The sequence below is a fragment of the Streptosporangium subroseum genome (assembly GCF_900188345.1).
Lineage (GTDB): Bacteria > Actinomycetota > Actinomycetes > Streptosporangiales > Streptosporangiaceae > Streptosporangium > Streptosporangium subroseum.
Genome location: NZ_FZOD01000019.1, coordinates 121,191 through 133,160, shown reverse-complemented (window position 1 = coordinate 133,160; position 11,970 = coordinate 121,191). Strand labels below are relative to the sequence as shown.

11 protein-coding genes are annotated in these 11,970 nt (G+C 67.0%); 8 read left to right on the top strand and 3 right to left on the bottom strand.

Annotated elements, in window-relative coordinates; translation table 11 throughout:
• The first annotated feature begins 234 nt into the window (after window positions 1-234).
• Complete coding sequence (locus CHC08_RS20730; protein ID WP_089208978.1) at window positions 235-945, top strand: type II secretion system F family protein; 711 nt, start codon at window positions 235-237, stop codon at window positions 943-945.
• 437 nt (window positions 946-1,382) lie between these two features.
• A complete protein-coding gene (locus CHC08_RS20725; RefSeq protein WP_089208977.1) occupies window positions 1,383-1,964 on the top strand; it encodes a type II secretion system F family protein in 582 nt (193 codons plus the stop codon).
• Between the two features lie 339 nt (window positions 1,965-2,303).
• Here the strand turns inward: CHC08_RS20725 and CHC08_RS20720 are convergent, their stop codons facing one another.
• Entirely contained in the window at window positions 2,304-2,579 is a 276-nt protein-coding gene (locus CHC08_RS20720; protein ID WP_245878440.1) for a helix-turn-helix domain-containing protein, read from the bottom strand.
• Between the two features lie 586 nt (window positions 2,580-3,165).
• Window positions 3,166-3,369: a cold-shock protein gene (locus CHC08_RS20710; RefSeq protein WP_089208975.1), complete on the bottom strand. Its 204-nt coding sequence runs from the start codon at window positions 3,367-3,369 to the stop codon at window positions 3,166-3,168.
• A 780-nt stretch (window positions 3,370-4,149) separates the two neighbouring features.
• Here CHC08_RS20710 and CHC08_RS20705 point away from each other — a divergent pair.
• The 3 genes from CHC08_RS20705 to CHC08_RS50730 all read left to right on the top strand — a co-directional run bounded on the left by CHC08_RS20705 (window position 4,150) and on the right by CHC08_RS50730 (window position 5,452).
• Window positions 4,150-4,386: a DUF4244 domain-containing protein gene (locus tag CHC08_RS20705; RefSeq protein ID WP_089208974.1), complete on the top strand. Its 237-nt coding sequence runs from the start codon at window positions 4,150-4,152 to the stop codon at window positions 4,384-4,386.
• Window positions 4,383-4,784, top strand: a complete 402-nt coding sequence (locus tag CHC08_RS20700) for a TadE family type IV pilus minor pilin (RefSeq protein ID WP_089208973.1) — start codon at window positions 4,383-4,385, stop codon at window positions 4,782-4,784. Before CHC08_RS20705 ends, CHC08_RS20700 begins: the two co-directional genes overlap by 4 nt.
• A gap of 125 nt (window positions 4,785-4,909) precedes the next feature.
• The gene (locus CHC08_RS50730) at window positions 4,910-5,452 is read left to right on the top strand and encodes an Rv3654c family TadE-like protein (RefSeq protein ID WP_089208972.1); all 543 of its coding nucleotides are present in this window, start codon (window positions 4,910-4,912) and stop codon (window positions 5,450-5,452) included.
• A 371-nt stretch (window positions 5,453-5,823) separates the two neighbouring features.
• Here the strand turns inward: CHC08_RS50730 and CHC08_RS20690 are convergent, their stop codons facing one another.
• Entirely contained in the window at window positions 5,824-8,076 is a 2,253-nt protein-coding gene (locus tag CHC08_RS20690; protein ID WP_420823577.1) for a DEAD/DEAH box helicase, read from the bottom strand.
• A gap of 253 nt (window positions 8,077-8,329) precedes the next feature.
• On the opposite strand from CHC08_RS20690, the gene CHC08_RS20685 reads away from it, so the two are divergent.
• From CHC08_RS20685 to CHC08_RS20675, 3 genes are all read left to right on the top strand, one after another.
• Window positions 8,330-8,680, top strand: a complete 351-nt coding sequence (locus CHC08_RS20685) for an STAS domain-containing protein (RefSeq protein WP_030916965.1) — start codon at window positions 8,330-8,332, stop codon at window positions 8,678-8,680.
• A 2-nt stretch (window positions 8,681-8,682) separates the two neighbouring features.
• The gene (locus tag CHC08_RS20680; RefSeq protein ID WP_089208970.1) at window positions 8,683-9,129 is read left to right on the top strand and encodes an ATP-binding protein; all 447 of its coding nucleotides are present in this window, start codon (window positions 8,683-8,685) and stop codon (window positions 9,127-9,129) included.
• A 430-nt stretch (window positions 9,130-9,559) separates the two neighbouring features.
• Window positions 9,560-11,893 (top strand): sodium-translocating pyrophosphatase, encoded by a 2,334-nt coding sequence (locus tag CHC08_RS20675; protein WP_089208969.1) that lies wholly within the window; start codon window positions 9,560-9,562, stop codon window positions 11,891-11,893.
• Window positions 11,894-11,970 lie beyond the last annotated feature (77 nt).

Sequence of the window (11,970 nt, the reverse complement as noted above, 5' to 3'; positions counted from 1 at the left end):
GCCTTTTGATCCTGTGCCGCCCGGTGCCACTCGTCCTCCGCTCGAATCTGTGCCGCCCGGTGCCACTCGTCAGCTGTTCGGACCTGCCTCGTCCGGTCTCATCCGCAGGCCGTACGAACCCGCTCGGCAGGAGCATCGCCATGAGCGGCCGGAAGGGTCCCCGGCGACTCGCCGATCGCTGTATGGCTCTGCTTCGGGTGACGGCTCCGTTCCGGACGCGCGGGAGATGTCGTCATGACGGTGATGGCACTGATCCTCGCCACCCTGGCGGTGTGGCTGTGGACGGGCTCCGATCCCGGGGCGGCCCGGTTGAGATGGATGTGGGCACAGCATCGCGGCTCGGGCGAATCGCGTTCTCTGCGTGAGAGATTCACCGGCCGTTCCCGGCCTTCCAAGCGCACGCATGCCTGGCGAACCGCGTCGATCGAGCTGTGCCAGGCGTTCGCGGCCGAACTGGCAGCCGGCCGGACCGCCGGCGAGGCGCTCGCACGGGCCGTGCCGGCCGCGGAGTTTCCCGATTCCCTGGCGCTGCGCCCACTGATCGCGGCAGCGAGAGATGGCGGTGACGTCCCCGCGGCCCTGCTCGCTGTGGCCCCGGAGCGCGGCGGTGAGGCCTTCCGCCGTTTGGCCGCCTGCTGGAAGGTGAGTATGACCGCCGGGGCAGGATTGGCCCTCCTCGTCGACCGTGTGGCCGATTCGCTCAGGGAGGCCCAGGCCCACCGTCAGGATGTCGCCGCCCAGTTGGCCGGCCCCCGCGCCACCGCCCGTCTACTGGCCGGGCTCCCGGTGCTGGGCCTGCTGATGGCGGCGGGGCTCGGTATGCGACCGCTGCACTTCCTGCTCGGCAGTCCTGCGGGGGCGGGCTGCCTGCTTCTGGGCCTCGCACTCGATGCCTGCGGTCTGTGGTGGACCCACCGCCTGGTCACTCGCGCGGAGGAGACCTGACCTCTCACCGGTCAATGCCGGGCAGCACTCCGGCTCGTGGCTGAGGCCGCCGAGGTGGTTGCTGAGGCGGCCGAGGTGGTTGAGGCGGTTGTGAGGATCGGGCGATCGTCTCCGGCTCGTGGTTGAGGTGATTGTGAGGAGCGAAAGAAATGATCATTTTGCTTGCCGCGGTGCTTGCCGGAATCGCCGGGTGGTTGTGGATCACGCCCGGTGACCCTGCCATCCGGATCCGCCGAGCTCGAAGGCGATCGCCGTCTTTGGAATTCCCGTCTTCGGGAGGGCCCTCTGGACCTCTTGGGCTTCAGGGGATCCAACCAAACCTTCAAGGGATGCGACCAAATGCGGAGGGGCCTTCGTTCTCTCCATGGGCGGCATCCTCTCCGCATGTGGCGGGCCGGGAGCCGCTCGGAAGGCGACGACCAAGCCGGAGTGAGGTGATGGTGGCGTCCGCCGCCGGGCTGATGGCAGCTCTGGCCGTCGGCGGAACGCCGGGGCTTGTCGTGGGGGTGGTTGGCTTCGCGATCGTGTTGGTGGTCGTGCGGAGGCGGGAGCCACCCGAGCTCCGCCGGCAACGTGCTCGGGTGACGGCGGATCTGCCCCTGGCGGCCGATCTCATGGTTGCCTGTCTCCGTGCGGGACAGCCGATCAGCGGGGCCATCGGTGTCACGGTGGAGGCGGTCGGCGGGCCGCTCGGTGACCGGCTGGCCTGGGTGAACGGACAGTTGAGACTGGGCGCCGCGCCGGAGAGCGCCTGGCAGGTCCTCGCATCTGAGCACTCGCTCGCTCCGCTGGCACGCACGATGAGCCGGGCCGCGCTCAGCGGAGCCCCGGTGGCCGATGTCCTCACCAGGTTGGCCGACGACTCACGCCAGGCTGCCCGCGCCGCGTCGTCGGCGGCGGCACAGCGGGTGGGGGTCCAGGCTGTCGCCCCGCTGGGTCTCTGTTTCCTGCCGGCCTTCGTTTTTCTCGGAATCATCCCCGTCGTGGCCGGCCTTGCCGGGGAGGTGCTACTTCCCTGAGTTATCCACAGGGTTTCCTCGATCGATTCCATGTTGTCCACAGGAAAGTGCGGGGCTGTGGATAAACAGCCAAAGACCATTCAAGTAACGGCGATGTGGGCTCGCACAGAGCCGTAAGACCTCCGGGGAGACTCGGGTGCGGTTTCGGCCACCGGCTACCGCAGGACGACCTCCGAGCATTCCGGGCCTCATGATCGACGGTATACGCGGCGCCTCTTCCGCCCGGCGGAGTCGGCTCTGTCGCCGACATCGTCACCGGCAGTCGAACCATCGCGGTGCCGACCATCCCCACTCTGCGACGTATGAATCTCATGAGACGAGCGAAGCCACGCCTATCCCTCAACGCGCCCGCTCTTCAAGCAGCGGGGGTGATTCGGACGTCGCCCGGGGGAAGGCCCGCCGGTAGTCGCCTGGCGCCACTCCGACCTGTTTGAGGAAGTGGTGGCGGAGGTTGTTCGCCGTGCCGAGCCCGCTCAGCTCCCCGACTTTCTCGATCGGCAGGTCCATGGATTCCAGTAGACCCCGTGCCCGCACCAGGCGCTGGTTGAGAAGCCACTGAAGCGGGGTCGTTCCTGTGGCGGCCTGGAGTCGCCGATAGAACGTGCGTGGACTCATCGCTGCTCGTCTGCCTTTCCCGGACGCCGTCCGTAGGCCTCAGCGCCGCCGTTCTCGCTCGCCTCTTCCCTGGGCCCCCACTTGGATACGGGCCTTCCGACAGCCTTCTGTGGTGTACCGGCCGCCTCCCACTTTTTGGACTGCCCCAGCGCGTGGACTGGCAATGGGACGGCACCGTACGCTGACCCGGGCCCGGCCTGGAAGAAAATCATCCCCACGGCTCGTCGGTGGTTCACAGCGTGTCAATGTCGTCAACGGCCGGCGCTACCGTCGGCGGATCGCAGCCGTCGGTAGCCTCCCGATAGGCGGCGGACGCGCAGGTGAAACGGCCGAAGCGGGTGTCGAGCCGCTCGGGTGAGCAGCTACCGAGGATTTCGCCGATCTTCTCCCGAGCAGGGCCGCGATCCGGTCCGGGTAAGCGGGCCGTGGTCGGCCCCGCCGTCCGCGTCCACGACGAGATCGACGATTCCCGCGGTTGCCGTACCGTTTTCGGGGTCTCCTCAGGCCTCACGCTGGTAGTCCTGAAATGAGTCCGGGCCCCTACCGCCAGAGCGGTAGGGGCCCAGATCAGAAGTCGGTGCGCTGCTTACAGCGCGGTGACCTGCTCGGCCTGCGGGCCCTTGGGGCCACGCGTCGTCTCGAACACGACGCGCTGGTTCTCCTCGAGGCTGCGGTAGCCACCGGTGGTAATCGCCGAGAAGTGCACGAACACGTCTGCACTACCGTCGTCGGGGGCGATGAATCCAAAGCCCTTTTCGGCGTTGAACCACTTCACGGTGCCTTCAGTCAACTGCTTCTCCTATTAAGGGGGAGCCTCACCACATCACCAAGTCGGTGATACGGGGCTGCATACGGACCGCATATTGCGTCCGCCGAAATATTCGGAGAAGCAAAAAAGCCCGCTGTCAGGGAACTTCCCGCGGCGCTTCAGACAGAGCGAACGTACGAGGAAACTAAGACTGCAACCCTTCAAAGCTACTCGGCGCTCGCGAGCCATGTCAAACAAGAACATGATCAAGCACAAAAGTGCGACTGAGTCGCTCCGATGGTCCTCGTTCCAGATTCTGGAACCGTCGATCCATATCCTGGAAGGGATCGACACGGTCATGGGCTGGAGCGGGTCGACACAGTCATCGGATCGAGTCTCGACAGGGCACTGTCTCGAAAGGGCCAGGAGGCTGGAGACCATCGCTCAACCCGCGACCCGAAACGGGATTGCCCCCACATGCAACCCGTGACCTGGGGCCCCGAAACGGGATTGTGCGCGCCGTCCCAACCTGCTGGCCGTCCCAACCTGACCTGCGGGTCGGAACCTCGAAACCTGACGGCAGCACACGGCGCCGGATGGCTCCTCCTTGAAGCCGGGGGTGAACCCCGGATCCGGCTCTTGGCGGGATCCGACGTCTGGGCATCCTGTCGACAATGCGGCTGGTCAGCTGGCCGGTCGCTGTGGACAACCGAAAGTTCTCCACAGAATGCCATTCGGGTCAACGGGGCCATGGGCCCGTGGGGAAACCTGGCTGGACCGATGCCGGGCACTGGGTCCGGCTGGGATTCCCAGGAGGAAACGATGGGTCAAGCGAGCGCCGGCCGCACCCGGTGTGATCGGCTGCAGTGGTTGCGGGCACGCTGGGCGTTGCTGACCACCGGTCCACACCGTGACCGGGGCATGTCCACCGCCGAATACGCGGTCGGCACGATCGCCGCCTGTGCCTTCGCCGCCATCCTCTTCAAGGTGGTGACGAGTTCCGAGGTTCAGCAACTGATCACGGGACTGATCAATCGGGCACTGAACGTGGCCGGATGACCCTCGTGGCACTGGCGACTCCCTTTCGCCGATCGAGGGGATCGGTGACCGTGGAGACCGCCGCGGTGCTACCCGCCCTCATGGTGGTGCTGGCAGCCGGATTGTGGGCCGTGGCGGCGGTCGAGGCGCAGCTCGAATGTGTGGACGCGGCCCGGGCGGGTGCTCGGGCCGCCTCACGCGGCGAGGCTCTGGAGCGCGTCCGGGGCGGCGTTCTGGCCGTCGCCCCGGCGGGTGCGCGAGTCGTGGTGACCCGTAGCGCGGAGGTCGCCCGGGTGGAGGTGTCCGTGAGTGTCAGACCTCGCTGGGGCGCCTCGCTCCCGAGCGTCACCGTTCGTGCGGCTGCGATGTCCACCACCGAACCCGGTGTGATGTCCGTCACCGGACCTGGCGAGGAGTAAAGGCTGGAGGAGTAAAGCTGAGTGCCGGTGTGATGTCCGTTACCGAATCCGATGGATCCGTCACCGAATCCCGTGTGATGTCCGTCACCAAATCCCATCGGATCCATCGCTGAATCCGATGGGAAGTGATCGCCCTCCCCAGTACCGAGCGCGATGTGACGTTTGCCATGGTGACGGCTATCTCCGGCACCGAATCAGGGGGAACCAGGAGGGATGCGAATGGAGAGGGAGGCGGGGAGGAGATGGGCCGGGAACACCGGGAACACCGGGAACACCGGGAACAGGGCGGACGCCGGAACGGGGCGGACACAGAGCGCGGGTCAGCCACGATCTGGATGATCGGGCTCATGACGTTGATCTTCGCGGTGGCGGCCGCGATCACCTTCACCGGGATGGCCAGGGTGGCGCGCCACCGGGCGCAGAGTGCCGCCGATCTCAGCGCGCTCGCCGCCGCGAGGCTGGCCTTCGCCGATCCGAACCGCGGCTGCGCTGAGGCGACCTCGCTTGCCGTGGGCAACGGGGCGAAGGTCACACGCTGTTCCATCGACGGTGACGGCATCGCTGATATTCAGGTGGCCCTACGGCTTCTGTTGCCGGTGGCGGGCGGGGTGACCGTCATGGCCGGTGCACGCGCCGGGCCTGTTCACATCTCCGATTTCGCCAACTGAGAAAGGGATCCGAACAGAAGCGATGAATCCTTAGGGAGAAAGATCGCGATCGAGTGGCTGACCAGGACGACGTTTCCCTACCCCGGCACCCCGGCACCCCGGCACCCCGGCACCTCGGCTTCCAGTCCCGGCGGGCGCCGTCGTTTTACGAGCGCGCCCCTCCTGGTTTGAGGAAACGGCATAGGGTCATGGCCCGCGGCGGCAAACGCAGCACTTCCATTCACGGTCCTGAGGGAGCAACGGTCCTGAGGGAGCAAACGTGGGGTTCGCGGTCTGTGTGAGCAATGGTCCGTATGAGCAATATGGGGCTTCATCGTCATGGGCTTTCGGGTGACCGAAATGTCGAATGTACTGGACGTGACCTGCTTTGATCATGCCTCGCGTGGGTCGATGGAGAGCAGGACGGCGAGGAGACGGAGTGCTCCGGTCTTGTCCAGGGGCTCGTTGCCGTTGCCGCATTTGGGCGACTGGATGCAGGAGGGGCAGCCCCGCTCACACTCGCATGAGGCGATGGCCTCGCGAGTGGCGGTGAGCCAGTCGCGGGCGCGGGCGTAGCCGCGTTCGGCGAAGCCGGCGCCGCCTTCGTGGCCGTCGTAGACGAAGACGGTGAGCAGCCCGGTGTCCGGGTGGAGTTCGGTGGAGACGCCGCCGATGTCCCAGCGGTCGCAGGTCGCGAACAGCGGTAGCAGGCCGATGGAGGCGTGTTCGGCCGCGTGTGCGGCTCCGCCGAGATCCAGGCCGTCCCCGGCCAGAGGGGCGATCGCTGAGGCGGGAAGCGTCCACCAGACCGCGCGGGTCCGCAGCGTGCGCGGAGGCAGGTCGAGAGATTCGTCACCGAGGAGTTCGCCGCTCTGGGCACGGCGCTTGATGTAGGAGACCACCTGGCTGGTGACCTCCACCGAGCCGAAGTGAAGCTCTCCGGGGCCGAGCGGGTGCGAGCGAAGGGATTCGATCACCGAGATGTCGGTGACGTCCCTCGCGAAGGTCGTGTATTCGGGTGTCCCGGCCTCGAGCAGGGCGACTTCCGCCTCCAGGTCGAGCTCGGTCACCAGGAACGTCTCTCCCTGATGCACGTAGACCGCGCCGGTGTGCACGGACATGTGGGCCGAGGGCTCGTCCACGGTGCCGAGCAGCCGGCCGGTGGACGTCTCGACGAGCTGGACCGGAGCGCCGCCGCCTCCCCGGATGTCGGCGAGGTCGGTGGCCCGGTCCCGGCTGGTCCAGAACCAGCCCGTGGCGCGTTCTCTGAGCAGGCCGGCCTCGACCAGGTCCGAGAGCACCTGCTTGGTGGCCGGTCCGAAGACCTCGAGGTCGTCATGGGTGAGGGGGATCTCGGAGGCGGCCGCGCACAGATGCGGCCCCAGCACGTAGGGGTTGTCGGGGTCGAGCACGATCGCCTCGACGGGCCGGCCGAACAGGGCATCGGGGTGGTGGACCAGGTAGGTGTCCAGGGGGTCGTCCCTGGCGATCAGCACCGCCAGCGCGTCCTGTCCGTCTCGTCCCGCCCGTCCGGCCTGCTGCCAGAGTGACGCCCGGGTTCCCGGCCAGCCCGCGATGAGCACGGCGTCCAGCCCGGACACGTCGACGCCGAGCTCCAGCGCGTTGGTCGTCGCCAGCCCGAGCAGGTCTCCCGACCGCAGTGCCTTCTCCAGTTTCCGGCGGTCCTCCGCCAGATATCCGGCCCGGTAGGCCGCCACCTTGTCGGGCAGTTCCGCCGGTGCGCCCACGTCGATGACGAGGTCCTGGAGCCTGGCTCGGGTGGTGAGGGCCACGGACTCGGCGGCGCGGCGGGAGCGGACGAAGGCCAGGGTGCGGACGTCGGCGATGACGAGGTCGGCGAGGAGGTCGGCGCTCTCGGCGGTGGCGGGACGGCGGAGAGGCGCGCCGCCCTCGCCGCGCAGACCGGTCAGGGGCGGCTCCCACAGGGCGAAGGTGGTTGCGCCCCGGGGAGAGGCGTCCGTGGTCACCTCGGCCATTTGAAGGCCTGTCAGGCGCATCGCGAAAGTTCCGGGCTCGCTGGCCGTGGCCGAGGAGAGCAGGAAGGTCGGGCGGGAGCCGTACCGGGCGCAGATCCGGCGCAGGCGGCGCAGGATCTGCGCCACGTGGGAGCCGAACACGCCTCGGTAGCCGTGGCACTCGTCCACGACGATCACCCGTAGCCGCCGCCAGAAGGCCGACCACTGGGCGTGGCGAGGCAACAGGGTGCGATGGAGCATGTCCGGGTTGGTCAGGACGTAGTTGGCGTGTCTGCGGATCCAGGCCCTTTCCTCGAAGGAGGTGTCGCCGTCGAAGGTGGCCGCGCGGAGTTCGGGCAGGTCGAGCTCTCCGAGGGAGCGAAGCTGGTCGGCTGCCAGCGCCTTGGTGGGCGACAGGTAGAGGACCGTGCCGCCGTCGAGCACCGACGAGAGGGCGGGCACCAGGTAGGAGAGGGACTTGCCCGACGCGGTCCCTGTGGCGATGATCACGTTTAGACCGTCGTGGACCAGGTTGGCCGCCTCGGCTTGATGTGGCCACAGGCCGGAAATACCGTGGTTCGCCCAGCGCGTAACCAGACGTTCATCGACCCAGTCCGGCCACCGAGTCTCGCCCGCCTGACGTGCGGGAACGTGCTCCACGTGTGTCACACGCTCGCGACGTGCGGGAACGTCGAGCAGGTAGGTGAGAGCGGTGCCCGCTCGAAGGGAAGAGGATGAGGGCGGAGTCACTGGTTTCCAGTCTCACATCTGTGGGCAGAGTCGCCGGGAATCGTGATTTCGTATAGACACTGAGCGTACGCATGGTTGAATGCCGCGCGTCGGGGCTTGTCATCCGGGGGTCACTCGGTCCCAGGAGGCACGTCCGAATTGGTACTTTCGCAGGCAAGGCGCTGGAGGATCTGTGGATCTGAAGTTGGACCACCATTCCGAGGACCGTCTCACCATCGTTGAGGTCGAGGGTGAGATCGATGTCTACACTGCGCCCAGATTGCGTGAGCTCCTGATCGACCTGGTCAACAAGGGGAATTTCCACCTGCTCGTCAACATGGAGAAGGTCGACTTCCTTGACTCCACGGGCCTTGGTGTCCTGGTCGGCGGGCTCAAGCGAGTTCGGGCGCACGATGGCTCACTGGAGCTGGTCTGCACCCAGGAGCGCATCTTGAAGATTTTCCGGATTACCGGACTGACCAAGGTCTTCGGGATCTACGCCTCGGTTGACGAGGCCAAGGAAGCTCACGGTCGAGACAAGTAGTCGTGGCTACCGTCGAGCTGACGTTCAGCGCTCTCCCGGCACATGTGCGTACGGCACGTCTGGTCGCCACGGCGATCGCCAGGCGCACCGGTGTCGAGGAGTCGCTGCTGGACGAAGTACGGCTCGCTGTCGGTGAGGCATGCTCACGGGCCGTGGAGGCACATCGCCTCCACTGTCCGGGAGAGCCGATCCGTATCGAGCTACGGGATGACTTGGGGCGGTTCGAGGTGACGGTCACCGACTCCGCGCCAAGTGACGAGCTGGAGCAGGATCGTGGATTGTTACGGTTCGACGATCCGCTCGGACAGCTCCCTGACACCCTGATGTCCGGATTCGGCATTGCGGTCATCGCGGGGCTGGCCGACGACGTTCAGGTCTACCCGAGTCAGAAGGGCATGCGCATCCGCATGAGCTGGCCCGCGGCGACCAACGGCCTGCCTCCGATCTGACAGACGACTCCAGCAGCCGGGCGCGTCCGCTTGCGGGCGCGCCCGGCTGTTCGTCTGTATATCCCCATTTTCGGTCAAAACATAATTTGTATATAAGCAGACCGAAATGGCCATGAAACTGGGTTGCAGGCCTTGATGTGGCGGCGTAAATGCCCTTATAAGCAGGTCGGTCGACAAGGGCTTAGCGGACGCGTTGTCAATTGGCCGCCGGGAGAGGCTTTATATCCGCGTCCTCGCTGCGTAGACTCCCGGCACCGGCCAAGGTTTGTCCTTCGGAGCGGCCCATGACGGGCCGAATCCGGTGGGCGTCTGCGGACGCAACTGGAAGCGGCAGTGCGAACCACCCCGGATGTGCGCCGCTCCGCCCGCTTATACCTATTGCAGCGCACTCCGGGCAGGACGTGGTTCCCGTCTTGCCAAGGAGAGTCGGATGTCTGTGCTCCATCTCGCCGCTGTCGAAGAGCCAGCGGTATCCCTGAGCGGTTCCCATTTCAACATTGTGATCGTGGTCGCCGTCGTGGCCCTGCTCGCACTTGGCGTCGCAGGCGCCCTGGTGCGGGAGGTGCTCGCCGCCGATCAGGGCACCGAGCGTATGCAGAACATCGCGCGAGCCGTACAGGAAGGGGCTTCCGCGTATCTGACGCGGCAGTTCCGGACGCTCGCGGTGTTCGTTGTATTGATTCCGTTCCTGCTGTACCTCCTACCGGCCGAGTCGACCAGCGTGGCGATCGGCCGATCGGTGTTCTTCGTGATCGGTGCGCTGTTCTCCGCACTGACCGGCTTCATCGGCATGTGGCTCGCGGTCCGCGGAAACGTCCGCGTCGCCGCGGCCGCCCGTAGCGCCGGCGAGAAGGTCGCCATGCGGATCGCCTTCCGCACCGGTGGCGTCGCGGGCATGATCACTGTCGGTCTCGGCCTGCTCGGCGCGGCCATAGTGGTGCTCGTCTACGGAGGCGACGCTCCGGCGGTGCTGGAGGGCTTCGGCTTCGGTGCCGCCCTGCTCGCCATGTTCATGCGAGTGGGCGGCGGCATCTTCACCAAGGCCGCCGACGTCGGCGCCGACCTGGTCGGCAAGGTCGAGCAGGGCATCCCGGAGGACGATCCGCGCAACGCCGCCACCATCGCCGACAACGTGGGCGACAACGTCGGCGACTGCGCGGGCATGGCCGCCGACCTGTTCGAGTCCTACGCGGTCATGCTGGTCGCCAGCCTCATCCTGGGCAAGGTCGCCTTCGGCGTCGAGGGTCTGGTCTTCCCGCTGATCGTTCCGATGATCGGTGTGCTGACCGCCATCATCGGGATCTTCGTCACCGCTCCGCGCAAGGGTGACCGCAACGCGATGGCCGCGATCAACCGTGGTTTTTTCATCTCCGCGGCCATCTCGGCGGTTCTCGTCGCCGTCGCGGCCTTCGTCTACCTGCCGAGCAGCTTCGCCGGGCTGACCGGCGTGAGTCCGGAGGTCGCCGCGATCACCTCCGACCCGCGTCTGATCGCGATCGGCGCGGTGCTCATCGGGCTGGTGCTGGCGAGTGCCATCCAGATCCTCACCGGCTACTTCACCGAGACGAACCGTCGTCCGGTGAGGGACATCGGGGAGAGCTCCCGCACCGGTCCCGCCACGGTCATCCTGTCCGGCATCAGTGTCGGCCTGGAGTCGGCGGTCTACTCCGCGCTGATCATCGGAGGCGCCGTCTACGGAGCCTTCCTGCTCGGGTTCGGCAACGTCACCATCGCCCTGTTCGCCGTGGCACTGGCGGGCACCGGCCTGCTGACCACGGTCGGTGTGATCGTGTCGATGGACACCTTCGGCCCGGTCTCCGACAACGCCCAGGGCATCGCCGAGATGTCCGGCGACGTCCAGGGTGAGGGCGCGCAGGTGCTCACGTCACTGGACGCGGTGGGCAACACCACCAAGGCCATCACCAAGGGCATCGCGATCGCGACGGCGGTGCTCGCCGCGACCGCGCTGTTCGGCGCGTTCCGTACGGCGGTCGAGACCCAGCTGACCGTCGCGAGCGCGAGTGTGAAGGAGACGCTGGGCTCGTTCGCGTCGTTCAACCTGAGCGTCGACTCCCCGAACGTGCTCGTCGGTCTGATCATCGGTGCCGCGGTGGTGTTCATGTTCTCCGGTCTGGCGATCATGGCGGTCGGCCGTGCGGCCGGGCGGGTGGTCTTCGAGGTCCGCGAGCAGTTCCGCACCAAGCCGGGAATCATGGCCGGTACGGAGCTGCCCGACTACGGCAGGGTCGTGGACATCTGCACCCGCGACTCGCTGCGGGAGCTGGCCACGCCTGGCCTGCTCGCCGTACTGACCCCGATCGCCGTCGGTTTTGCCCTCGGTTACGCGCCGCTCGGCGCGTTCCTCGCCGGTGCCATCGCCTGCGGCACGCTGATGGCGGTGTTCCTGGCCAACTCCGGCGGCGCCTGGGACAATGCCAAGAAGCTGGTCGAGGACGGCCATCACGGAGGCAAGGGTTCACCGGCTCACGAGGCCACCATCATCGGTGACACCGTCGGTGACCCGTTCAAGGACACCGCCGGTCCGGCGATCAACCCGCTGCTCAAGGTGATGAACCTGGTGGCGCTGCTGATCGCTCCCGCCGTGGTGACCTACGCCGACAACGTGGGACTGCGGATCGGCGTCACCGTGCTCGCGGTCGGCGTCGTCGTCGCCGCGGTGGTCATCTCCAAGCGTCGTTCGGCGAGCATCGCCCCGGCCGAGGAGAGCCAGACGGATCGCGAGCCGGAGCAGATCTCCAGCTGAGCGAGGTGTGACGGGAGGGGTGCACGGGGGCGTGCACCCCTTCCGCATGTGCGGATGACCCCGGTGGGAAACTGGGC